General features: G+C 50.9%; 20 protein-coding genes and 1 tRNA gene. 20 read left to right on the top strand and 1 reads right to left on the bottom strand.

Annotated features, from left to right (window positions below):
* The first annotated feature begins 194 nt into the window (after positions 1 to 194).
* From CCUR_RS06670 to CCUR_RS06610, 13 genes are all read left to right on the top strand, one after another.
* Complete coding sequence (locus CCUR_RS06670) at positions 195 to 1,625, top strand: ammonia-forming cytochrome c nitrite reductase subunit c552 (RefSeq protein WP_015778881.1); 1,431 nt, start codon at positions 195 to 197, stop codon at positions 1,623 to 1,625.
* Between the two features lie 12 nt (positions 1,626 to 1,637).
* On the top strand, positions 1,638 to 2,423 hold the full coding sequence (locus CCUR_RS06665; RefSeq protein WP_015778880.1) for a cytochrome c3 family protein: 786 nt from the start codon (positions 1,638 to 1,640) through the stop codon (positions 2,421 to 2,423).
* 328 nt (positions 2,424 to 2,751) lie between these two features.
* A complete protein-coding gene (locus CCUR_RS06660; RefSeq protein ID WP_015778879.1) occupies positions 2,752 to 3,552 on the top strand; it encodes a hypothetical protein in 801 nt (266 codons plus the stop codon).
* A 17-nt stretch (positions 3,553 to 3,569) separates the two neighbouring features.
* Positions 3,570 to 4,160: a ribosome biogenesis GTP-binding protein YihA/YsxC gene (yihA, locus tag CCUR_RS06655; protein ID WP_015778878.1), complete on the top strand. Its 591-nt coding sequence runs from the start codon at positions 3,570 to 3,572 to the stop codon at positions 4,158 to 4,160.
* 327 nt (positions 4,161 to 4,487) lie between these two features.
* The gene (locus tag CCUR_RS06650; protein ID WP_015778877.1) at positions 4,488 to 4,811 is read left to right on the top strand and encodes a twin-arginine translocase TatA/TatE family subunit; all 324 of its coding nucleotides are present in this window, start codon (positions 4,488 to 4,490) and stop codon (positions 4,809 to 4,811) included.
* Between the two features lie 86 nt (positions 4,812 to 4,897).
* Positions 4,898 to 6,511, top strand: a complete 1,614-nt coding sequence (locus CCUR_RS06645) for a helix-turn-helix transcriptional regulator (protein ID WP_015778876.1) — start codon at positions 4,898 to 4,900, stop codon at positions 6,509 to 6,511.
* Positions 6,512 to 6,725: 214 nt separating this feature from the next.
* Positions 6,726 to 7,217 (top strand): hypothetical protein, encoded by a 492-nt coding sequence (locus tag CCUR_RS06640; protein WP_041225303.1) that lies wholly within the window; start codon positions 6,726 to 6,728, stop codon positions 7,215 to 7,217.
* A gap of 72 nt (positions 7,218 to 7,289) precedes the next feature.
* Positions 7,290 to 8,744: a molybdopterin-guanine dinucleotide biosynthesis protein B gene (gene mobB / locus CCUR_RS06635; RefSeq protein WP_015778875.1), complete on the top strand. Its 1,455-nt coding sequence runs from the start codon at positions 7,290 to 7,292 to the stop codon at positions 8,742 to 8,744.
* 1 nt (position 8,745) lies between these two features.
* Positions 8,746 to 9,900: a 4Fe-4S binding protein gene (locus CCUR_RS06630; protein WP_015778874.1), complete on the top strand. Its 1,155-nt coding sequence runs from the start codon at positions 8,746 to 8,748 to the stop codon at positions 9,898 to 9,900.
* A gap of 396 nt (positions 9,901 to 10,296) precedes the next feature.
* The gene (locus CCUR_RS06625; protein ID WP_015778873.1) at positions 10,297 to 11,172 is read left to right on the top strand and encodes a transporter substrate-binding domain-containing protein; all 876 of its coding nucleotides are present in this window, start codon (positions 10,297 to 10,299) and stop codon (positions 11,170 to 11,172) included.
* Positions 11,173 to 11,374: 202 nt separating this feature from the next.
* Positions 11,375 to 12,028, top strand: coding sequence for an amino acid ABC transporter permease (locus CCUR_RS06620; protein WP_041225301.1), 654 nt, complete (start codon positions 11,375 to 11,377; stop codon positions 12,026 to 12,028).
* A gap of 132 nt (positions 12,029 to 12,160) precedes the next feature.
* Positions 12,161 to 12,910, top strand: coding sequence for an amino acid ABC transporter ATP-binding protein (locus CCUR_RS06615; RefSeq protein WP_041225696.1), 750 nt, complete (start codon positions 12,161 to 12,163; stop codon positions 12,908 to 12,910).
* A gap of 60 nt (positions 12,911 to 12,970) precedes the next feature.
* The gene (locus CCUR_RS06610; RefSeq protein WP_015778870.1) at positions 12,971 to 14,215 is read left to right on the top strand and encodes a chloride channel protein; all 1,245 of its coding nucleotides are present in this window, start codon (positions 12,971 to 12,973) and stop codon (positions 14,213 to 14,215) included.
* Between the two features lie 184 nt (positions 14,216 to 14,399).
* Here the strand turns inward: CCUR_RS06610 and hpf are convergent, their stop codons facing one another.
* Complete coding sequence (hpf, locus tag CCUR_RS06605) at positions 14,400 to 14,966, bottom strand: ribosome hibernation-promoting factor, HPF/YfiA family (RefSeq protein WP_015778869.1); 567 nt, start codon at positions 14,964 to 14,966, stop codon at positions 14,400 to 14,402.
* A 770-nt stretch (positions 14,967 to 15,736) separates the two neighbouring features.
* Here hpf and CCUR_RS06600 point away from each other — a divergent pair.
* From CCUR_RS06600 to CCUR_RS06570, 7 genes are all read left to right on the top strand, one after another.
* On the top strand, positions 15,737 to 16,852 hold the full coding sequence (locus CCUR_RS06600) for a coiled-coil domain-containing protein (protein ID WP_015778868.1): 1,116 nt from the start codon (positions 15,737 to 15,739) through the stop codon (positions 16,850 to 16,852).
* Positions 16,853 to 16,981: 129 nt separating this feature from the next.
* The gene (locus CCUR_RS06595) at positions 16,982 to 18,151 is read left to right on the top strand and encodes a coiled-coil domain-containing protein (protein ID WP_015778867.1); all 1,170 of its coding nucleotides are present in this window, start codon (positions 16,982 to 16,984) and stop codon (positions 18,149 to 18,151) included.
* Between the two features lie 194 nt (positions 18,152 to 18,345).
* Positions 18,346 to 18,422, top strand: a tRNA-Pro gene (locus CCUR_RS06590).
* A 120-nt stretch (positions 18,423 to 18,542) separates the two neighbouring features.
* Positions 18,543 to 18,800: a Sec-independent protein translocase subunit TatA/TatB gene (locus tag CCUR_RS06585; RefSeq protein ID WP_015778866.1), complete on the top strand. Its 258-nt coding sequence runs from the start codon at positions 18,543 to 18,545 to the stop codon at positions 18,798 to 18,800.
* A 90-nt stretch (positions 18,801 to 18,890) separates the two neighbouring features.
* On the top strand, positions 18,891 to 19,361 hold the full coding sequence (greA, locus tag CCUR_RS06580) for a transcription elongation factor GreA (protein ID WP_015778865.1): 471 nt from the start codon (positions 18,891 to 18,893) through the stop codon (positions 19,359 to 19,361).
* A gap of 109 nt (positions 19,362 to 19,470) precedes the next feature.
* Positions 19,471 to 21,786 (top strand): lysine--tRNA ligase, encoded by a 2,316-nt coding sequence (gene lysS, locus CCUR_RS07660; protein ID WP_015778864.1) that lies wholly within the window; start codon positions 19,471 to 19,473, stop codon positions 21,784 to 21,786.
* 249 nt (positions 21,787 to 22,035) lie between these two features.
* Positions 22,036 to 24,624 carry an ATP-dependent Clp protease ATP-binding subunit gene (locus CCUR_RS06570; RefSeq protein WP_015778863.1) on the top strand — a complete coding sequence of 863 codons (2,589 nt, stop codon included), beginning with the start codon at positions 22,036 to 22,038 and terminating at the stop codon, positions 24,622 to 24,624.
* The last annotated feature ends 67 nt before the right edge of the window (positions 24,625 to 24,691 follow it).

Raw genomic sequence — 24,691 nt, 5'->3', positions numbered from 1 at the left:
ATAGTATTGGTTCATATTTGATTCATAATTCCAACATATTTAATAAAAGACCAGTTTACTAAGGCAAAAGCACACAGAAAAATATTTCCCCTGATAGCTTATTTATTTCAAATAGGGGAAAACCCTCTTACCCTTTGTGTCCATTTCCTGTACAAAGATGCTAGGGATTTATGACGTGTGAGGAGGGAGTCATTATGACTCGCAGAATACCGAAACGTGCTTTGGTGTGGCTTTGTGTTGCCGCCATCGCCATTGCAGCTCTGGCGTTATACGCCTGCGCGCCCAAGCAGAATCCGGGTATTCCCACACCGAAGGCTGAAGCACCAAGCTATGTGCCTGAAGCTAATTCATTCGGTGTGATTGAAGCTCATTCTTGGGCTGATCAGTATCCGAATCAGTACAGTACGTTCTTGTCGAACGACGAGAATACGTGGCCCGAGGGCAAAGCAAGTAAAGACGAGCTGTATCCTGAAATGGTTACGCTGGGCAAGGGCTATGGCTATGCCAAGTTCTTTATGGAGCCTGGTGGTCATACCTATGCCATGTATACCGTTATGAATAATGGTCGTGTCAGTGATAAGACGAAAGCTCAGTGCTTGGCTTGCAAGACACCCAATCTGCATTTTGAAGCTGCAGAAATGGGTAACGAGGCATGGCAGCGCAACATGTTTGCTACTGCTGAGACGTATAAAGAAGGTGGCAGCAGCTTAGCTGATGCTGAAGGTATTAGCTGTGCGAACTGCCACGTAAACGATGATCCTACCCAGCTTAAACCACTGCGCGCCGATTGGATTCGCGCAATGGGCCCTGATGCCGATAAGCGTTCGGTGTCTGGCGAGGTATGCGGTCAGTGCCATTGCGACTATTCAATGGATGCTGTAACGGGCGAGCCGACAAGCCCCTATGATAGCATCAGCGAGATGACACCTGACAACGCGATCGAATGGTATGACAACCACAACTTTGTCGACTGGACCTATGAGTCCACCGGGGCAAAGATGCTTGCTGTTCGTCACTCAGAGTATGAGTACAACTATGGCGGCGAAGGCAACCATATGACTAAGCTTGGCTATGACTGCGCCGACTGCCACATGAAGGTAGAAACCGATGCCGACGGCAACGCCTATACAAGCCATTATTGGGGTAGCCCGCTCGACAATGATGAACTCATCAAGAACGATTGCAGCAACTGCCACAAAGATCTCAAGGCTGAAGTAAAGCAGACGCAGGAAGAAGTTTGGGGACGCACCCATCAGGTTGGCCAGCGTACCGCCTGCTATGTTCAGAACTTTGAGAAGGCTCTAGCAGCTGGCACCGTAGCCGATTCCGACCTAGAACGTTTACAGTACATCCAGCGTGCTGCCGCTTACTACTGGAACTCTGCTTTTGCCGAGAACAGTAAGGGCGCACATAATCGCGATCGCTTTATGCACGTACTTGACCAAGCCGAAAAGCTTCTCGATGAAGGCGATCAGCTGCTCGGTATGGAATCTTCTGCTGAAGGCTTTGTGAGCGAGTACGATCCTGCAAACGACAAGGCGAAGACCCTGGACTTCCCCGAATCGCTGCCTCAGACGCAGGATTACGGCCTGCCCGAGGCTGAAAAGTACGGCTACGGCAACTAAGGAGTGTGCCGTATGAGCGACGAGATGAAAAATACGGACAAACAGGCCGTGGACGCCCCTGAAGCAGATATGCAAGCTGCCAAGGCTGATACGGACGCGGCCAGCAGTCCTTCACTAAAGAAGCGTAAGAAGGGTATTGTCATCGGCGTTATCGCCGTTGTGATAGCGCTCGCTGGTGTTGGGTTTTGGGAATGGCACGAAACACCAGGATTCTGTGCAGCTATTTGCCACAATATGGATCAGTATTTGGATACCTATAGCGAACCAGGCGATCAGCCGGGTCATGACAAATACGGCAACCCAGTGAGCAATACCAACGCAATGATGGCGACTCTTCATCGCACCAATGAGACAACTGGTAAAAGCGATTTTCGGTGCATGACCTGTCATCATCCCATTATTGGGGAACAGGTAAGTGAGGCTGTCGGGTTTGTATCCGGTAACTACTATGATCCGCTGGATGAACGTGTTGGTGACGATCTTACCCATTGGTGGGGAGAACCGGCTAATAAATTCTGCGTGAACGAGAACTGTCATTCTTACCTGCGTGATGAAAACGGCGATGTCAACTATGACAAGCTTGAGGCATCAACAGTATGGATGGATTTCAATCCACACTCACAACACCATGAGGATATCCGCATGGATTGCACCGACTGCCACAAGGGGCATCGTGCTTCTGTACAACAGTGCACTGGCTGCCATGAGGATGTAAACCTTCCTGATGGTTGGTTGACCAAGGCAGAGGGCGATAAGGTTATTGCGGACGAGTTCAACACCTCTCAGGTGCATAAGTAGAGTTTCACGGCTACTGTGTAAGACTGGTGCGTGAAAGGGTTCGACCTTTCATAAGTAAGAAAAGGCGTTGCGGTTTCGGCTGTAGCGCCTTTTCCTTTATGGCGTTACCCTACCAGACTGAAACGGAGGAGCTGTACGAGCCTGCAGGCACGATCTGTTCCTAAATCCTCTTGATAGATAGCGCAGGTCAGTTAACTTGTTTGTTACCAAATTATTCTAAAGATGGCAAAGCACCCGTTACCGACTGGCAACACGAATCGTTGTCGCACCTATCTGACGGTATACTAAAGAGGTCAACTATTAAGACCTCTTATGGAAGCGTGTCAGAGTGAGCGAACAGCCTTCTTTAGACAAGACAACAGATCAAACTTCAGACATGGCAGCCAATCAAATGATAGATAAAACGGCAGATCAAATGGTAGCGCAAAGTCGTCACAACCCTCCGTTTCATAGCTTGACCTTCATGATGTTTAAGCAGCCGGGAGGTCGGTCGGTGTTCCGCATGAAGGAAGACGGGTCGGGCATGTATAAGCTGAATGTTGAGACAGGATCAAGCGCTAACGGTACCCATTTCACTCGCACACTACCGCAAGCAAGTGCACAGCAACTCAAAGACGACTTGAGTGCTGCTGGCGTATTTGGCTGGGATGAACAGTACGATTTAGATGCGGATTTCAAATGGACATTGAACGTGGTGTTCAAGGAAGGCGTGTATTCCCAATCATCACAGGGCGGGTCAAAGGTACCGCCTGGTTTTGATGAAATGCTTGAAGCATTTTACCGGTTAGACTTTCCTCGTCCGGACGCAAACGAAACAAACCAGAGAGGCACAGCCTCTTTCGGCTCTGCTTCGCTTCCTTTTCAATTTGATAAATCAACTTCCTTTGATTTCTCTTCTCTTTCAGGAATGGTTGATTTAGATGGAATTGATCAATCAGCTTTGGCTGAAATGCAGCAGGCATTTGCTACGTTGCAGTCGGATCCTGCACGCTTCCAGCAGATGATGCGTTCGGAGTTTGCGGCGATGTCGGCCGAAAGCCAAGAAGGGCTGCTCGATATGTTGGCGTCCATCGGCGTTGCTTCTCGTGCGTGGTGGGAGCGCTTCTTACGGGGCAACGGCGCGGAATAAGCAAGGGAATAATGTACATGAATTACCACTTGGCAAAATTTGTGGCTTCGTATGCTCAAGCCGATCAGGTGCCTGTATCGATACGGCCAGAGATATCGTTTGTCGGTCGGTCAAATGTGGGTAAATCGTCTTTGATGAATAAGGTGTTTAGCCGTAAAGACCTTGTTAAGGTGTCGCAAAAACCTGGCTGTACGCAGAACATCAACTTCTTCAATGTGGGGGAGGTTGATTTCGTTGATCTGCCGGGATACGGCTACGCAAAGGTTTCGAAGGCTGAAATGGGGCGGTGGCGTCCGCTTGTCGAAGGCTACTTTAAGCAAGATCGGCGCTTTGCTCTCTGTGTGTCGCTTATAGATATCCGCCATGAGGTAAGCGATCTCGACAAGCAGATGATTGGCTTTCTCCAATCGCATGAGATACCCTTCATGATTGCTTTTACCAAAGCGGACAAGCTTTCAAGCAAGAGCAAGGTTCGCGCCCAAGTAGCTACTCTTTGCAAGCAGCTTGCGGCTGCAGGCGATGTTGTTGTGTTGCCCGTTTCGTCATTGAAGGGCGATGGAATTGCTGATTTGCGCAGTCTCATTGACGATGCAATCGCACAGGCATAGATAACCATTGGTAGCGCGGTGCTGTCAGCATAAAGACGCCAATCATGTGTTTGCATGACAAAAAATTGTGGTTTATCGCAAATTTCATTAGTCTGCATGATAGGAAAAATCGCAGTTCAAGTTCATAGTATGCGAAGACAGTTTCGGTAGTAATTGCTCGAGGCTCAAACTCTTACATGACACCGAAACTATGATAAAAGTTGTACGGAAGCCTCTATAAAACACTTGTCTGTCTGTATGAAATGCAGCTTGCATGGTGTGATGGGGGTTCCAGTACGGCTCACCTAAGAACCGTAAAAGAAAAGCAATGAAATCAAAGGAGACACAATGAAATTCGGTGGAATCGGTATTCCCGAGCTTCTTCTCATTCTTATCGTGGTGCTACTCATTTTTGGTCCAAAGAACCTTCCCAAGTTAGGTAATGCAGTAGGTCGTTCTATTAAGGGTCTGCGCGATGGGCTCGGCGACGGCAAGAAGGAAGAAGAGACAGTTGTTGAAGAAGCTGTCGATGCAGACGAAGAAACTTCCGAAGACGACACCGATGCTACTGAGGCAAAAGATACAGCTGAGGGAAGCACTGCCGCTGAACCAAAGAAGCGCGTGAAGAAAGTGGTAAAGAAGGTCGCAAAGACTAAGGAACCCGCTGAATAGCGCGACAAGGTTACGTATCCCACTGCGGCGTAGATGGTTGAGTTTGGTACTATGGGACAGGCTCTTCTTTAGTGAAAGCGGTGGAAATGCCTTCGATCAATGCACCAAAGCCTCCACGGTTCTTCGACAATGAAATATCGTCGAAGCGGGTCGTGGGCTTTGCGTGCAATCAGGCATTTATATTTTCCTTCTTCTATTTGGGGGAAAACCAAGGGTTATCACTGGGTGACATCTCTTTTGAGCGCGTCGATCTGCTTTTTACGTTAGCGTTTATGGTTGTGGGATTTCTGATTCTGCGTGCCCACTCACGACAATCACGGCAGGTATTGCTGCTTCGTCCATTGTTGTTTGTATATGCCGTAGCAATGGCGGCATCGTCCCTGCTTCACTCGTTTGCGTTTGCCTCCGAAGCTCTTTCTGGGTGGCAAACGGTGGAAGGGGCAGTGCTCGGTCTGTCAGCAGCCTTTATTTTGGCTGCATGGGGTCGCGTGCTTGGCGCGGGGACTCTGCGTTCATCAGTAACAGAAGTCTTTGTCGGTTCTCTTGTTGGGGCGCTTATTTGTCTTGCCTGTTCGTTAGCACCTTCTTTGGTGGTTTCATGTGGTTTGGGTCTATTGCCGATTGTAAGTGTTGCACTTATTGATGTGTCGCACGGTGCGGCGAATACAGCAGTATCGTCGCAGATGGTACCAAAAGGCGAAACATTCGCTGGCGTAGAGGATTCTGCCACTGGTGGTACAGGTACAGCGGTAATGCTCTCTATTAGTACAGCTGGCGCGGCAAAGGTATCTGCTGCTGGAACTGGTGTAAGGAAGGTATCTGCCACTGGCGTGGTGGGGGTGCCCGCTGTCGGTGCAGTGGGAATGTCGGCTACGGGTGACACCGCTATTCTTTCCGCCAAGGTTATGGTGGGCACCATTTGCTTTGGGGCGGCGGCTGGTTTTATGGAAACATATGCCACCAACCCAGGAGCGATGGCTATCCCGTATGCTTCGGTGTCGTTTTTGCTGTTCGGGGCTTTTCTTGTTGGAGCACTTTCACTGCTTGCTTCTGACGGCTTCGGAAAAGGAGCCTCATTAAATAAATCCTATCGTCTGGCTATTTTTATGATGCTTGTCGGTGTGATTGCAGTGCCAGTATTACAAGATGCTGCATCGCCATTGCCAGGCGAGGCGGTGGCTCTTGCGGGATATTTGGGATTGCAGACAGTGCTCATTTCGCTCTTTCTGGTACTTGCCCGCATTTCTGGACGCGACGCGGTGGAATCGTTTGCCGTTGGTTTTGCATCGCTTTTTGCGGGCGAGTTTGTGGGCGTATTACTTGCCAACCTTGCCGACCTAAGTCAATCCGATCAGGTGACACCGTATGTTGTCGTTGCGATTGCGGGTGCACTCGCACTTATCGGGTATGTATTCCTTTTTACCGAGCGCGATTTTTCGAACCTCTCGGAGATAGCCACTAGTCGCGACGCGTTTGATATAGCTTGTTTACGCATAGCGCAGCGATACCATCTTTCCAAACGCGAAGCTGAGATTCTCCCGTTTGCTATGCGCGGTCGAACTGCTGACCGGATTGCTCAGGAGCTGTCTGTTTCAAAAAGCACTGTTGACACGCATATACGGCGTATATATGCCAAAGCAGAGGTGCATAGTCGTCAGGAGCTTATCGATCTTGGCGAACGTGAGTCAAAAGCGCTGTAGGTGACGTCGTCAGCACGTGGTACGATTTTCGCTTTTGCAAGTAGAATAGACATGCAGGCAGAACAGACACATCTGTACACTGAACTAGATATATCTGCTGATAGAAAGCTATGTATGAACAGGTGTGATCGCTTATAGAAAACAGTGATGGTGAATATTTGCCGATAGAAAATTCTCATCTAAATGAGCGGCGCACGGCAGCAAGGGGGTGCCGATGAAGATAGCAATATGCGATGACGATGGTGAGATCGCAGCCGTGCCGCTTACGCAGCGTCCGCGCAAAAGCGTTATTGTGTGCGGGCGAGAAACGGCTTATGCGGGTGAATGGCTCATACGAGCAGCCAGCTCTTGTCCGCAAGTGACAACGTTGGGTCGGATAACACGCGGTTCTATCGACCATACCTGCTTGCTTTCTCGCGAACTCGACAACGACTTTGTTCTTGTGTATCCAACCGCGATATATCGCTGGGCATACGAGAGTGCGGCAGGCGGCGCAGTCGGTGCGAATAACGATGCAAGTGATACAGCTGATACGTCGGATAATACAGCAACACCTCGGGTCGCCGCTCTGCCAGAGAACTCAGCGATTGCGGCGACGCGTGGACGTGGCATTGCTCCCGCTGTTGTTGTTCCGTGGACACCTGAACATCTTTCAGTTGATATCGATCTTCGGCGTGCTCTTGAAACGTTAGGAATGCGCGGATAAGGCTTTCAGACCACGAGAGGAAATCAGATTCTTACCGGTACGCTATAATCGCGCTATCGAGAAGAGGTACCTGTGATTTCCAATACGTCGATCATTCCCAGTCCGGCAGTTTCTGTCGTTGGGCGTCATAATTCTGGTAAGACCACACTGGTTGAGGCGGTTATTGCGCGTCTGGTTGCGGATGGCTTGGATATTGGCAGCGTAAAGCACCATGGGCATGTGGGTTTCGATATCGATATCCCTGGAAAAGATTCCTATCGGCATCGTGCTGCCGGAGCCAGCGAAACGGTTATATCGGCTCCTGGTCAGGTTGCCTGTATTAAAACTATTTCTGGTGAAGCCGAATGTAGCCAGCTGGTTAAGTCGATGCCCGGTCATGATCTGGTGATTGTCGAAGGCTACCGAAAAAGTGGTCTGCCTTCTATCGAAGTAATGCGTGCGGCCAATACTGCGGATACTAATGTGGCGCAGATATTTCTGAAGGCTGCACAAAGCGGGCAGCCATTGACTACCGACTTTATACAGGCGGCACGTGCTTCTCATACGCCAGCACCCGACCCTGGTGCACCGGTCGATGCTGGCAAAATCCCCCAGGCGAGCACCGTGGCGGTGGTTTCCGACATACCGAGTGCCCATGAAGCTGCTGGTATATATGGTATTCCTGCCTTCAACCTTAATGATGTCGACGGTCTTTGCGCATTTCTGCGTGAACGCTATGCGCGCCCCCGTATTTCAGTCGTGCTGCAGGCTGGGGGCGAAAGCCGTCGCATGGGTCACAGCAAGGCGCTGGTGTCTTTTGAAGGACGTCCACTTATCATGCGATTGATAGAACGCGTGGCACCAGCAGCCGATGAGATTATTGTTACCACCAACGAAGCTAAAAAGCTCGCATTTCTTCAGCAGGAATATCCCCAGTTATCGCTACGTCTTGAAACCGACCGTCTTGATTATCGGGGTGCTCTACCTGGCATGCTCACTGCGCTTTCTGCCGCGCATAACGAACAGGTGGCCATTATTGCGTGTGACATGGTATTTGCCTCTCCACGGCTTATCGTTGCTGAATCGCAAGAAATGCAGCGTACCGGGGCTGATGTCGTGGTGCCGGTAAATAGAAATGGGTTTGAGCCGTTTCATGCGCTGTATCGTCGCAGCAGCTGTCTGCCGCAAATTGAGGTGCGCCTCAAACAAGGGGAAAGTCGCGCTCAGGCAATTTTTCCCTTTGTATCGCTCTGTGAATTTCCGCAGGCGAAAGTACTTGAAACAGAGCCAGGCGGGCGTTGCTTTATCAATGTGAATACACCTGACGACTTGGATTTTGCAGAACGGTTGGCAGAGAAAGATACCCTGTGGAAACCTGCCCTTCAGCCAGCTGAGCACAATCGCCCATCGTGCGCGGTTAAGAAAAGCTCGCAGCAAGCAGTTTCGCAATTGAAGGAAGATGCTCAGCGAGCAGCTTCTCAATCAGCGGTAGACCAAAGTAGTTTTTCACAGACCAACCAAGACAGCCAGATTGAGGAGTGCCGTTGAGATGCCCTCGCTCAACGATTTTGTCGAACTAACGCAGGAGCTTGGACCACGTCCCGTACTCATTATGGCGCAGCGGTGTTCACCGGTTCGTAATCGGAATTCAAAATGCGACCGTTGCGTGGCTATCTGCCCTATTGATGAAACAATAACGATTGAAAAGAACAATCTGTTGATCGACTTTGAGCGCTGTGTTTCTTGCGGAGCTTGTACAACAGCGTGTCCTACCAATGCGCTTGCCCCGCTTGATCCTCCTGATAATTATCTGGCGCAGCAGACGGCCGAGGCGGTATTAACATTGGGCGGGAAGCAGGCGGTTATTGCTTGCGCGCGTAAAGCATCTAAGCGCGAAGCTGACCCACGAATGTTTGCTGAGGTGCCCTGCGTCTGTCGTGTCGATGAAAGCCTCATCGTGGGGTTAGCGTCGCATGGGGTAGATGACATCGTACTGGTTGATGGAATCTGTCGTACCTGTCGTTTTCGCGATACACAAATGTTGACTGACCAGGTTGTTGAATCGGCAAATAACTTGCTTGACCTGTGGGGAAGCACTGCTCGGGTGCGCCGATCGTCGGAGTTTCCGCAAGCGTGTTTGCTCGCGCAGCAACGAGGAGTATATGGTAAGGCGCGCCGTGAGTTTTTCAGCAAAGCTGGCAGTGGAGCGAAAGAAGCAGCGGTAAAAACCGCCTTGAAAACGCTTCATATCGAAAAAGAAACACCTACGCTTCGCGAAATGTTGCAGGTAGGGTCGGGACGTATGCCGCAGTACGAACCCGTTCGTCATCAGGCGATTTTAGATGCACTCGATCGCATTGGTGAAGTGCCTCAGGCAGAAAAACAGCCTTCGCGGTTGTGGGGACGCGTGCAGATAGACGAGCAGAAATGCAATGCGTGCGGTATGTGTCCAGTATTTTGTCCAACGGGTGCACTGCGCCGTGCCGATGATGACGACACAAAGGAATCGGGAGCCGACCTGTTGCTCGAGTTCACCGCTTCTCAGTGTGTGCAGTGTGATCTGTGCCAAGTATCGTGTTTTCGGGGTTGCCTGACAGTCGAGCATGCCATGGTTCCGGAAGAACTCTTTGATTTTGAGCCGCGTCTTTTTACCCTTTCGAAGCAACCAACCCCAGCAGGCATGGGGTTCTTTGGCAATCGGTAGGCAAGGGTCTAGACTTTGCAGAACTGACCCCAACAGGCTGGGATTCTTTATCAAGCTCAGCTGGTTACCTTTATCTAACCGATGGATACTCAATTTTAGCTTACTGCCCTCATCTAATCAGCTGATATCTAAGCGCGGCTATTCGCTGTAACTTGGATAGCTGGGGGCGGAAGCGTACTTTTCAACTGGTCTTTTAACTGAGTTTTGAATTTTTTTCGAAGGAAGGTACTGCGTGCTATAATCACTCCATCGCTTTATCGTGCTAAAGTGACACAAGCGGATATGGTGTGAAACGTACACGTCACCCACACTGCAGTACAAAGCGAGACGACAACAGGATGGAAAACGATCGTTCGACGGGACAGTTCGACGGCGGCAAGGGAGAAAGAGGACGTTATGAACAAGAGGATGAAGAAGAAAGGACTGTTCGCTTTTGTGGCCAGTGCGTGCATGGTCTGTGTGCTTGCGTTTGCGCTTGCGGGATGCTCGGGTGGTCAGAACAGCACCCAGAACGGGGATGCCCAGTCAAGCAATTCCGCCGATATCAAAACACTGACTGTTGGGTTTGATCCGGCATATCCTCCGTACGGCTTTGTGGGTGACGACGGGCAGTATACGGGCTTCGATCTTGATCTCGCCAAGGAAGTTTGCAACCGCAATGGCTGGGAATTTAAGGCCGAACCAATCGACTGGGATGCCAAGGATGCGCTGTTGGGGCAAGGTGCTATTAATTGCATCTGGAATGGCTTCACTATGGAAGGACGCGAAGGGCAGTACACCTTTAGTGACCCTTACATGCTGAACGAGCAGGTCGTTGTGGTTAAATCGGGCAGCAACATCAGTCAGCTTTCCGACCTATCAGGCAAGACAGTTATGACCCAGGTTGATTCTGCCGCACTTGATGTGCTCGAAACACCAGCAGCTGAAGATGGACAAGCGGATCTTGCTGCTACCTTTACCGGCGGCGCTCCACAGACAATTGGTAACTATAACGATGCGTTTCTCCAGTTGGATGCTGGTACGGTAGACGCCGTGGCGTGTGATCTGTCTATTGCTCAGTATCAAATTGCTGCGAACCCTAGTAAATACATGCAGCTTTCCGAAGCGCTTTCGACCGAAAATTACGCGGTGGGCTTCAAGCTGGGCAACAGCGAGCTTGCTCAGAAGGTAACGGCGACGCTAAAGGAAATGGCTGCTGACGGAACCGTGAAGCAGCTGTGCGAAAAGTACGCTCAGTACGGCCTGTCATACGATAATTGGGAACTCAAGTAAAGAAATACGGGCGCACTTAAGAAGCGCGGGTGCAGCTGAAAGGGTTTACTTCGTTGGCTTTGCATGGTTGCACCCTCACACTTTGTACGAAAGAACCGGTGTTGCACTGAGACGTGCGATACCGGTTCGTGCACGTCGCCGATGAAGCAGGTGAAGCAGATGAAAAGGCTGTCCTGCAACAGGAAATAGAAAAGGGGACACGGTGAGTTTTTCGACAATGATGGGGTTGCTGGGATCAGGTCTTACGCTGACTGCCCAGATATTCTTCGTCACGCTGGTAGGAGCTCTGCCATTAGGTGTGGTGGTGGCACTTTGCCGTATGAGCCGCTTTAAGCCTCTTGCTTGGTTGGCAGCTTTCTATATATCAGTATTGCGTGGTACTCCGCTAATGCTTCAGCTGATGGCTCTTATGTTTGTGCCCTATTACCTGTTTGGCCTACAGTTGGGTAGCGATTGGAAATTCTGGGCGTGCGATATTGGTTTTGTTATTAACTATGCAGCATATTTCGCAGAGATCTACCGCAGCGGCATTCAATCGATTCCACGTGGTCAGTATGAGGCCGCCGAAGTGCTGGGCTATACGCGCGGGCAGACATTCATGAGGATCGTGCTGCCACAGGTGTTCAAGCGTATTTTGCCGTCGATGGGCAACGAAGTTATCACGTTGGTGAAGGACACATCGCTCGCTTTCGTGTTAGGCATCATGGAAATGTTTACGCAGGCCAAAGCAATTGCGGCCTCGCAGGTAAGTATGACACCGTACCTGGTGGCAGCAGCCATTTACTGGGTGTGCTGCCTTATTATTGAGTTCATACTGCGTCGTGCGGAAAAGCGACTCGATTACTATCACGATTAGTCGGGCCGATTAGCTACGACGGTTAGTCAGCTTGATTACTGCCGCGATTAATCGGCTGTAGAGCGGTTAATTGCGAGGCTTGAAGTCGCAAGACGACGCGGAAAGGAAGAACACGTGCAGGATACTACGCTGATGCAGCTTTCTCACGCGAGAAAGAATTTCGGTGATGCTACGGTGCTTAAAGATATCTCGCTTTCAGTGAACGAAGGTGAGGTGTTGACGATTATTGGTCCGTCGGGCGGCGGCAAGTCGACGCTTTTGCGCTGTTGCACCCTACTTGAGACACTTGATGCCGGTGAATTGCGCTATGGGGATATTGCCGTGACGCACGACGAAAATGGTCGTGCTGTGTATGCTAATAAGGAAACCTTACGTCGTGCACGTGCTCGTATCGGGTTGGTATTTCAGAATTTCAATTTGTTTCCCCATTACACCGTTATGAAAAACATCATCGATGCACCCATTAATGTACTGAAGGTGCCGCGTGCTGAAGCGGAAGAGAAGGCACGAGAGCTTCTACAAAAAATGGGGCTTGAGGGCAAAGAAGATATGGTTCCGTGCGAGCTTTCGGGTGGACAGCAGCAGCGAGTGGCTATTGCGCGGGCTCTTGCCTGTAATCCTGCGGTGCTGTTCTTCGACGAGCCAACAAGTGCACTTGACCCTGAGTTAACCAAAGAAGTTCTGCGGGTTATTCGCACCCTGGCCGACGAACAGATGACAATGGTTATCGTGACACACGAGATGGCGTTTGCACGCGATGTAGCTGATCATATTGTGTTTATGGATGGCGGCGTTATTGTTGAGCAGGGTTCGGCCCGTCAGGTTATTGGTAACCCACAGCATGAACGGACGCGTCTGTTTTTACAGAACTTTAGCGACTAAAATAAGAGAAGCAAGTAAGCGAGATCGCGCGGTGAGGGCTGCGAGATAAGGGTCTGCACGATGTCTGAGGGGACTGCCCATTGGCGTGTAGCGCGATGGGCAATGGTAAGCATTGTTCTTGGTGTTGCCTGCGGCCTTGCGGCGGTAGCACTTGGATGGTTGACGGTTGGTGCTGAAGTACTGCACCAACAGCAGCCCTGGACACTGGTGTTTCTTCCTTTTGTGGCAGTGTTTTCTGTCTGGCTATATCGACGCTTTCGCATTCCTTTTGACACGGGTGCTCCTGCTGTTATTCATGCGCAGCGTGTTGACAAACCAGTAACCTGGAAGCTCTTTCCGGCATTGCTAACGTGCGTGCCACTTGCCTTAATAAGTGGTGCATCAGTTGGGCGCGATGCTGCGGGTATGCAAGCAGGCGGTGGGATCGCGAGTGCCTTAGCTCCACTCGTGCACAAAGAAGCGGGTGCACAACGCGTACTTATCCTCGCAGGTATGGCGAGCATGGTTTCGGCACTCTTATTTGTACCGCTGGGCGGCATTTTGTTTGCCTTCGAAATTGTTCGTATGAAACGCAGCGAATATCGCGATGCACGGCTACTTTGTGTGCCGATATCAGCACTGATTGCTTCGGCTATTACAAATTTTTTTGGTGCGGGGCGCGTGGCCCCGGTGCAGCTTTCCCTTCCCGCTTTATCCAACGCGCTTGTGTGTTGCGTGGCTACCGCTGTGGTGTGCGCTGTTGTGGGGTTTATATTTGTCACCTTGCTGAAAGGAATTGGCACTGTCTGCGATAGGTTTTTGTCAAACACCTATGTGCGCATGGTTGTGGGTTCGCTTGGTGCCTGTGTATTCGTGTTGACGTGTGGGACTGATGCGGTCAGCGGATCGGGTCTTGATGGTATTGCACTGGCCACATCGGGTGAGGAAATCCCACTTGGTCTGTTTATGCTCAAGCTCGTTTTCACCGTGTGGTGTCTCGGTGTGGGGTTTAAAGGGGGAGCCATTACTCCGCTGTTCTGTGTGGGAGCACTTGCTGGATGTTCCCTTGCGCAGGTGGTCGGCTTTCCCCTGAGTTTCACCGCAGCGCTCGGTGCGGTGGCAGCACTGGCGGCCGGTGCGCGAAGTCCGGCTGGTGCAGCTGTCATGGGTATGGAACTATTTGGATTTGCTGGTGCGCCATATTTTCTTGTTGTTGCCCTAGTAGCGTCATGTGCCGGTCTGCTCGACAATCTGTATGCCAAACCCTATTGGCACTTTGGGAATCGTTCGGTGACCCATCACCGTGTCGATGACGACAACAAATAAGCTTAAAACAATCAGATAAGATTGAGTCAATACGGGGACCCCGAACGAGAAATTAAATGTGGCTCAAAGGGCTTACAGGTTTAAGACTAAAACTTCACGACAAGCTCGTCTTGAAGAGCAAAAATTCCCCTCTCCAGCTGTATCTCGGCCAAGAGAGGGGAAACGATAGGGGTGAACTATCTGTCTATTCGCCTGCTTTTAGGAGGCCATATCCTCCGTTGCGACGACGATATAAGATACGGAATTCATTGGTATCGCGATCGGTATACGCAAAGAAGTCATGGCCCAAGAGGTCGATTTCAACGAGTGCTTCCTCTTCAGTGAGCGGTTGAAGATCAATGCTCTTCTCGCGGACAACTTCGTCGTCAGAAAGCTCTTCCATAAGAGCATCCAGATCGAGTTTGGCCGATTTGGCAGAGCGTATGCTGGCAGCGTCAGTGCGCGTATTGCGCTCGACAACACGGGTCTTAAATTTACGCAGTTGGCGCAGAACCTTTGCAGCAGCCACGTCGATAGCAGCGTACATGTCTTCTTCGTGTTCTTCCACGCGGATGATATGACCCTTTGCTGTCATGGTCACCTCGCAGATGGCAGGACGTGCGATAGCCCGATTCTGCTCGACGTGTAGGATTACTTCAGCGATGAGAGGATCGATATCCATGACCTTCATGGAGTTTCCGATTTTCTCTTCGGCGTACGATTTAAGGGCGTCGGTAACGGGCATCTTGCGGCCGGTGACGGAGATTTCCATGCAAACCACCTCTTAGGGTCTTGGGGGTATTTCCAGCTGGAAGGGCATGCCCACCCTCAATTGCTCAATGCCAATTGAGGGAATATATGTGCCTCGTTCGTCCAGCTGACACTATTAGTATAGCGCTTCGACTGGCGCTAGAGTGCCGCGTAGGAAGCTTGTTGTCATACGGTGAGCTACGCGCGCTCAGCGTCAGTAATGTACGGTTATCTTATGGCGCATCAGTTACCGGTCAATTCAGTCTGCGCAGCCTCAGTGTTTGGCTGTCCTGCCCGTTTTTCATAGAGCTTAGAGCTATCTGCAATGCGCTCTTGCTCAATTACTTCCACAGAACTTTATAAAGCTGCCTCATTGTGTTTCATAGGAATACTGCATGGTGTGTTTAGTGCTTTCTTATAAAGGGAAAGGGTAGGACAAAGATGCGGAGCAGAGAAGAATAGAGCGAAAAAAGCAGTTGAATTGAGAAGGGAATTGAAAGGAAGGAAAAGAAGGAGATTAAAAAAGAAAGCAGCGAGGCTCCATACTTTCTCTCGACAGAACGGCGACGGGAAATTCACGCGATGGTCAAAACTGCATCAATACCCAAGATATGGGGTCTGCTGCTATAAAATCGTAGGCTATTGTGCGCTTTGACGCATCATTTCGTTCAGTTATTTGCCTAATATATGCTGCCTTATAGCCGTCTCAACTCGTGTAATTTGATTTTTGGGCAGTCCGCCCATAAAATTTAGTTTACTCGAAAGCCGTAATGACCGTAGAGGCGGGAATACATGAACAGCAAACACACCTCATTCCCCCGACGTACCTTCATTGCCGCAAGCGCTATGGCAGGCGTTGCGACTTTGATGCCGTCGGCCTTTGCCGATCCGGTGTCCGATGCTCAGTCGCAAGCGGACAGTGCGGCTTCGGCTCTTTCCGATAAGCAGGCACAGGCAGAGGCAGCTCTTTCATCCTTGAATGCGATGCAGGATTCGCTTGATGAGGCATCTGATAAGTATCAAGAAGCGCTCGACGAACAGAATGCTGCTCAACAAGCGATGGATGAAGCGCAGCGTCAGGTGGATGAAGCCACAGCAAACATCACACAGATGCAAAAGCGTTTGTCTACACGCGTGCGCAGTATGTATCGCACTGGTTCGGGCACCTTTTTGGACGTGCTCACGGGCGCAACGTCGTTTGAAGACTTTGCGACCGGTCTCGATCTGTTGAATGACATGAGCGAAGACGATGCCAAGTTGGTATCCGACCTGAAGAACACCCGTGTGCAGCTGACTGCTGCGCGCGACGAGTACGCCGCGCAGGAAAAGGTTGCGCAGCAGAAGGCTGAAGAAGCTGAAGAAGTAAAGCGCCAGGCTGAAGCAACGGTGTCTCAGTATCAGGCGACGTACGACAGTCTGTCTTCTGAAGTGCAGCAACTGCTTGAACAGAAGCGTGAAGCAGAAGAAAAGGTACGCGAAGCCCAGGCGGAAGCCGAAGCCCAGCGCCAACGTGAACAGGCTGCTCGTGAAGAGCAGCAACGTCAGAGGGACAGTGCAACGACAAATCGCTATGTTCCCTCGGCACCGACAGACGGCAATGCCATTGTCGCCCGGGCTCAGTCTTGCTTGGGTCTGCCCTATGTATGGGGTGCTGTTGGTCCGTCGGGCTATGACTGTTCTGGCTTGGTTAGTTATTGTGTGACTGGACGCCACGAGCGTATTGGTACTGCGAGTACCTTCTATTCGTGGCCAGCGGTATCGAATCCTCAGCCGGGCGATATCGTCGCATGTTCGTCGCACCACTGCGCTATCTATATTGGCAACAATCAAATGATCGAGGCGCCGACGTTTGGCATACCAGTGAAGGTATCAGCCTTGCGTGGTAGCAAAATTGTTCGCTACGCGTAAAGTACGACCAGGGGTTTTGAATAAGATACGAGGGAAGCATGTAGCTTTCCCTAGGTGTAAGGGTCTCGGTTTACCATAAGTATGTGTACATTCACGCATACGAAACCGAATTAAGGCGGTAGTAACAGCATGAAAGAAAACACCTTTGTTCTTCCACGGCGCGCATTTATTGCAGGCGCTGCAGCAACAGGCGCATTAGCTCTGACGCATCCTTCACTGGTTTTTGCTGATGAGGTTTCAGACAAGCAAGCAGAAGCAGATGCTGCGCTTTCCTCGCTCAATGCGATGCAGACAGCACTCAATGAAGCGTCTGATAACTATACGCAGGCTCTAAACGAACAGCAAGAAGCCCAGCAGGCTATGGATGATGCTCAGACGCAGATCGATGAAACGAATGAAGTGATTTCGGGCAACCAGGTCAAGCTTTCGTCTCGCGTGCGACGTATGTATCGCACGGGGTCGAGTACCTTCTTGGACGTGCTTGCAGGCGCTTCAACGTTTGAGGATTTTGCCACCGGTCTCGATTTGCTCAATGAAATGAGCGAAGACGATGCCAAATTGGTATCTGATTTGAAGACGCAGCGGACAACGTTGGAAAACGCTAAGGCCGAGTACGCCATACAGGAACAAACAGCTGCAAAGAAAGCCGAAGAAGCTGCATCTGTTCAAGCCGAAGCTGAAGCGACAGTGGCGCAGTATCAGGCCACATACAATAGCCTGTCCTCTGAAGTGCAAGAGCTTATTGAACAGCGTCGTGCTGCTGAAGAAGCGGCTGCCGCTGCACAGGCCGAGCAGGTGGTTGCTGCGTCAGCTGCCTCAGCACCGTCTGAGAGTAGTTCGTCATCGAATAGCAACTCTAATTCATCTTCGGGTTCCAACTCAAGCACACGCAGCAATTCGAGTTCCAACTCAAGCACACGTAATAACTCAAGTTCAAATTCGAACTCCAGCAGCAATTCTTCTTCGAGCAGTGGCAGCTGGGAAGGCGGCAGCGATATAGTCAGCCGTGCCTATGCTTGCATCGGCGCTCCCTATGTATGGGGTGCTGTTGGTCCTGCCGGATATGATTGCTCTGGTTTGGTTAGTTACTGCTTGACTGGTCGCCATGCACGTATTTGCACGTCGAGTGACTATGCAGGTAAGGCAGCAGTAAGTAATCCGTCTCCGGGCGATATCGTCTGGTATCCCGGCCATGTGGCTATTTATGTCGGCGGTGGTCAGATGATTGAGGCTCCTTATACGGGTGCAACCGTCAGGAAGACGGCCGTGCGTAGTGGTGGCAAGATCGTCCGTGCTTAAAGGTGCTTTGACGTTTCCATATCTTGCGGAAAGTACCTTTGCTGAGCGGTTACATGCCTCTGACGTATTCAGCCGGTAGCGCTATTTATGCAGTTTTTGCTGGGTATTTTTGAGTTATCAAGCGGCGCTCTCAGTTCTTTTCTTTTCTGTGGCTTGTGATAATATAGCTGCGCCGCAGACTTATGGCGGTATTACGGGATGTGGCTCAGCTTGGTAGAGCGCTGCGTTCGGGACGCAGAGGTCGCTGGTTCAAATCCAGTCATCCCGACCATGAACCTATAGGGGGTGCACTCTCAAATAAGGGTGCATCCCTTTCTTCCGAAAAGGCGCCCACTGCGCGTGATCGGGACTCTTCGCGGGATTATATCCCGCGGTGTTTCAAGGAGGAGACATGAAATTCGGTGGTATCGGCATTCCTGAGCTCGTTATTATTTTGGTGGTTGTCCTGCTCATCTTTGGGCCGAAAAACCTTCCCAAGATTGGTAGTGCGCTTGGCAAGACGGTAAAGAATCTGCGTGACGGCATGGGTGGCGGCTCGAAAGATGTCGAGGAAACCACTGATACTGACGATTCCGACGAGAAAACATCTGACGAAAAGAAGAGCACTTCGAAGAAGGTTGACGCGAAGAGTTCAAAAAAGGCTGAGTAACACTGCCTAGCAGAGGCATGCGCGGCATGTGCGTTTTGCGCGTGCCGCGTTTCCATTGCTTGGCTTGCCGAATAGAGCAAAGGACATAACATGGCTGATCAATCATATATTCTTACTGAAGAAGGAAAACAGAAGCTTGAAGAAGAGCTTCATTATCTGGAAACTGAAAAGCGTGCTGAGGTAGGTGCGCGCATTAAAGTGGCACGTGAATTCGGCGATATTTCTGAAAACTCCGAATATGATGACGCGAAGAATGAGCAGGGCTTGCTCGAAGCACGTATCGCTGAAATCAATCGCATCCTGTCTGAGGCTACGGTTGTTGCGGCACCTAAACGTTCTTCAAAGGTGGGCATTGGCTCTACCGTGACCGTTGCCATTGGTGGATCGCAGCGCGTGTTCAACATCGTCGGTGCTGCTGAATCGAATGTACGTGAAGGGCGTATCAGCAACGAATCGCCCGTGGGGTCTGCGCTTATCGGCCACAAAAAGGGCGATACCGTCGTCGCCGAAGGGCCGACCGGTCGTGAAGTTAAGATGACCATCGAAAAGATCGAGCATTAGTAGCTGCATTCTGCAGGATGGTTTTCGTCTCTACACAGATGTGTGTGAGAAGGCGTTCAGTTATATTCGCAGGTAATGAATGCGCCGCAATGATGCGAAAGGAAGCGCAATGAGTAAGGAAACCCTTGTGCAGGAAGAAACTGCTCGCATTGAAGATGACCCACGGACGGTCCGCCTCGCCAAGCGGGCCGAGCTCTATACAGCTGGAGAAGACCCGTACGGTCATGCGTTTACCGTTACTCATCACGTGGACGAGCTTGAGGCGAAGTACGCCAACCTCGCAGCTGGCGAGCGTACCGAAGATGTTGTTGCCATGGCGGGTCGCATTATGGCTATTCGCAATCAGGGTAAGATCATGTTCATGGTTCTGCGCGAGCGTGAAGGCGACATACAGCTGTTCTGTCGGGTGAATGAGCTTGGTGACGAAGCATTTAGTCGCATGACGAACTTCGATCTGGGCGATTGGATTGCTGTGACTGGTACGATTTTGCGCACAAAGCGTGGTGAACTTTCCGTAGCGGTAACTTCATTCGAGCTCATGAGCAAGTCTATTCGTCCGCTCCCTGAAAAATTTCACGGCCTCACTGATAAGGAAACACGCTATCGGCAGCGCTACGTTGACCTAGTTGTCAATCCGCAGGTTAAACAGGTATTTATTAACCGGTCGAAGATTATTTCAGCGTGTCGCACCTATATGGCGCAAGAAGGGTACTACGAGGCCGAGACCCCCATTTTGCAAGAAATTATGGGTGGCGCGAACGCAAAGCCGTTTATTACTCACTTCAATGCGCTCAATCAAGAGTGCTATTTGCGTATTGCGACTGAATTGCATCTCAAGCGTCTGCTGGTAGGTGGCATGGATCGCGTTTACGAAATCGGCCGTATTTTCCGCAATGAAGGCATGGATCTTACGCACAATCCTGAGTTCACCACGATGGAAGCTTACTGCGCGTTTTCTGATCTTGCCGGTATGAAGCAGCTATGCGAAGGCTTTGTTAAGGCTGGTCTCCATGCGGTGTGCGACAGTGAAATCATCACCTATCAAGGCACGTCAATCGATCTTTCCGGCGAATGGCGCAGTGTATCGATGGCTGAATTAGTTAGTGAGGTCGTGGGGGAGACAGTTGATATCGACACGCCGCCTGAAACGTATCATTTGATTTTCGACCGGTTTGGTCTTGAATGGAAGCAGGATTGGGGATCCGGTAAGCTCATGTTTGAGCTGTATGACGAGCTGTGTGAGCGCACACTTGTGAACCCAACGTTTGTCTGCGACTATCCAGTTGAGGTATCCCCGCTTGCAAAGCGCAAGCCAAAAGATCCGCGTCTGACCGATCGCTTTGAGCTGGTGATTGCCGGTCATGAATACGCCAATGCCTTTACTGAGCTCAACGACCCCGTTGACCAGGAATCACGTTTTGCCGCCCAGATGGAAGCAAAACGCCATGGCGATGAAGAGGCGATGGAGTACGACACCGACTATGTTCGCGCCCTCGAGTATGGCATGCCGCCTGCGGGAGGCATTGGTATTGGCATCGATCGTTTAGTTATGCTGCTGACTGATTCAGTATCTATTCGTGATGTTTTGCTCTTCCCCCATATGCGGCCTGAGCGAAATACTCAGCGTTCAGCTGCGATTGATGGCGAAGGAGTTATGAGCACTGCGGGAGAGAAGACCACGGCCACTGCTGCGCCCGAAGGGGACGTTTCTCTGCCCGATTCTGCAACAGGGACGACTTGCGCGACAAAGCCCACGACAGAAGCAGCAACCGTATCAGACGTGGAAGCTATCGACAGCCCGTGGAAAAAAGTTCCTGCCCCTCAGCCAGGTGACCAGCTTGATGCTGGTATCAGTCGCGATAAAGCCTTCGAACTATTGAAAGAGCATAACAAAGACGCGTTTCACATTGAGCATGGTCAGACACTTGAAGGGCTTATGCGCTATTACGCGGCTCAGTTTGATCCAGATAACATCGAGTTTTGGGGTATTGTCGGCTTGCTACACGATCTTGATTGGGAAGAGTATCCCGACGGGAATGACCACACTGTCAAGACTGCCGAGATGCTTTTGCCTCTCGGCGTGAATCCGCAGTTGGTGCGTGCAATTCAAACGCATAATTTCGACTGGAATAAAGCACTGCCTGCTCCTGAGGCAAAAATGGAAAAGGTTCTGTTTGCGTGTGATGAGTTATCAGGGCTTATTGATGCGTGCGTTATGGTGCGCCCATCTCGATCGGTGCAAGATTTCTCTCTGAAGTCGCTGAAGAAAAAGTTCAAGACAAAGAGCTTTGCTGCTGGGTGTGATCGCGATCAAATTACCCATGGAGCTGAGCTTATGGAAATGGACCTCGACGAATGGTTTACCAGCGTTATTGCAGCGATGAAGGAAATCGACCCGAATAAAGATTCCTTCTCGGCTGAATAACACTAATCATCGATCGATTCCCCGATACAGGCGGTAAAGCGCAATGCTGATTACATATCGCCACCTCGAGACATGCGGTAAGGCGTAATGGTTCGGCGCAATAAGTGCGATTCTTTTTGCGTGCACCTCGTATTACGGAAAGGTATCAGATTCTCAAAAAGAAGGTGAGTCGTTGGCACTCATAATTAGTGAGTGCTAGGATAGCCACACAAATTAGCTTACGCGAAACCTCAAAGAAACGAGGCGCACATGTCATTTGATAAATTTACCGACAAGGCGCGCAAGGTGCTTGTAATCGCCCAAGACGAAGCTCGCACTCTGCATCAGCCCTATGTTGGTACCGAACATATACTTCTTGCGCTTATTAAGGAAAAAGATGGCCTTGCCGCACAAGCGCTTGATCGCTTGAATGTTACATACGATGAGACTGTTCAGACAATTCGGCAAGTAGTTGCTATCGATCCTGATACCGATGTGTCGGGACATTTGGGCTTCACATCGAGGGTTAAGCGGGTGCTAGAAAACAGCCTGCGTGAAGCTATGCAGATGGGACAGAGCTACATTTCTACCGAGCATCTTTTGCTGGGCATTATTCGCGAGGGCGAAGGTGTGGCTATCGACGTACTTGCTCGCATGGGCGTTACGGGTGATGCCGTACGCGGAGCCTTAAACGATCTCGTCGGACAATCGGCGGTGTTTGCTGGTCGGATTAACCCTGATGTACAGAGCACTCCTTCCGAAAGTGCCCTGAAAGAATATGGCACCGACCTTACCAAGAAAGCGTTCGACGGAAAGCTCGATCCGGTTATTGGCCGCGCGGGTGAAATCGAACGTATTATGCAGATACTCTGCCGCCGTCAGAAAAATAATCCCCTGCTCATTGGCGAACCGGGCGTTGGGAAGACGGCTGTGGTGGAGGGTTTGGCACAATTGATTGTTTCAAATCAGGTGCCTGATATCTTGCGCAATCGCCGCCTGTTCACGCTTGATATTTCAAGTTTGGTAGCCGGCAGTAAGTACCGCGGTGAATTCGAAGAGCGCTTGAAAAAATGCATTCGTGAAGTGGTCAATGCGGGCGATATTATTCTGTTTATCGACGAATTGCATACGCTTATTGGTGCTGGCGCCGCCGAAGGCTCTATCGACGCAGCGAGCATTTTAAAGCCGCCTCTGTCTCGTGGTGAAATCCAAGTGATTGGCGCGACAACGATCGACGAGTATCGCAAACATATCGAAAAAGATTCAGCTCTCGAGCGGCGCTTCCAGCCTATTACGGTGGGCGAACCCAACGAAGAGCAATCGGTGCGCATTATGCAGGGTCTGCGCGATCGCTACGAAGAACACCATCAGGTGCACTTCAGCGATGAAGCGCTGCAGGCGGCTGTCACGCTTTCAAACCGCTATATTCAGGATCGCTTTTTGCCTGATAAAGCTATCGACGTGCTTGATGAAGCGGGTGCGCGCATGCGCATTCGCAACATGACGCTTCCGCCCGAGTTGCGCGACATCGACGAAGAACTGCGCGAGATGCGCATGAAGAAAGAGGCGGCTATCGCCAATCAAGACTTCGAAGAGGCTGCTACATTGCGCGATCAAGAAGATCAATTGCGTGATAAGCGTGCCGAGGCGCAGAAGAGCTGGGAAGAGTCGTCGCGCAAAGACGTGCAGAACGTGTCGGCAGAGGATATTGCCGATGTGGTGAGCATGACGACCGGCGTGCCGGTGTCTGATCTAACCGAAGCCGAAGCCGATAAGCTTCTGCGTATGGAAAGTGTCTTGCACGAGCGTATTATTGGTCAGGATGAAGCTGTTACGGCCGTATCGAAGGCGATTCGTCGAGCACGTAGTGGCTTAGCCGATCCGAAACGTCCCACCGGTTCGTTTATCTTCCTTGGTCCGTCGGGCGTCGGTAAGACCGAACTGTCAAAGGCACTTGCTGAATTCCTCTTTAACAGCGAAGATGCACTCGTGAGCTTTGACATGAGTGAATACATGGAAAAGCATACGGTTTCTCGTTTGATCGGCAGCCCTCCGGGCTATGTCGGCTACGACGAAGGTGGTCAGCTCACAAAGGCCGTGCGTCAACGTCCTTATTCGGTGGTGTTGTTTGATGAAATCGAAAAGGCGCACCCTGATGTCTTCAATATCTTGCTGGAGATTCTTGAAGAAGGGCGCCTGACCGATGGACAGGGTCGCGTTGTCGATTTCCGTAACACGGTCATTATTATGACAAGCAACGTGGGTGCGCGTGATATTGCGCAGACGCAGACGCTCGGCTTCGGTGAAGGCGGATCGGGTCTGTCCGACAAAGAGATCAAGAGTCGGGTGACAAGCGAACTGAAGAAGCTCTTCCGTCCTGAATTCCTGAACCGCATTGATGAAACAATCGTGTTCAAGAGCCTGACAAAGGATGAAATTGGGCAGATCGTGAAGCTTATGGTGGCCGATCTGCGCGAGCGTTTGATTGCTCAGAATATGACGATCAATATTACCGATGAAGCATGCCGCTATATTGCCAGCGAAGGAACTGATGTTACCTTTGGGGCTCGTCCGCTGCGTCGCGCAATTCAGCGTCTACTGGAAGATCCGATCTCCGACCAGGTGCTTGAAGGACGCTGGACAAGTGGATCGGTTATCGATGTCGATTTTGAAGACGGCAAGCTGGTGTTTAAAGAAGGCACAGGGTCGATCCCGGCGCCACGCAAACGCGATAGCATTGCCCAAGATGCTGAATTGTTGTTACGCGGATATGACCTGTCCAACACTGGGCGCGCGTTAAGTCGTGATGGCGGCGGGTCGGCTTCGGGCGGTTTGGCTGCAGGTGGTGCAACTGACTAACTCAAAGTTTAGCCTGCGTTTACCCATTTGAGCGAAGTAACGGTACCGTGTCTGAATGGTGCCGTTA

Origin of the sequence: Cryptobacterium curtum DSM 15641, assembly GCF_000023845.1 — a bacterium.
Lineage (GTDB): Bacteria > Actinomycetota > Coriobacteriia > Coriobacteriales > Eggerthellaceae > Cryptobacterium > Cryptobacterium curtum.
The sequence above is the reverse complement of the archived record's forward strand: the minus strand, read 5'-3'. Positions and strand labels throughout refer to the sequence as shown.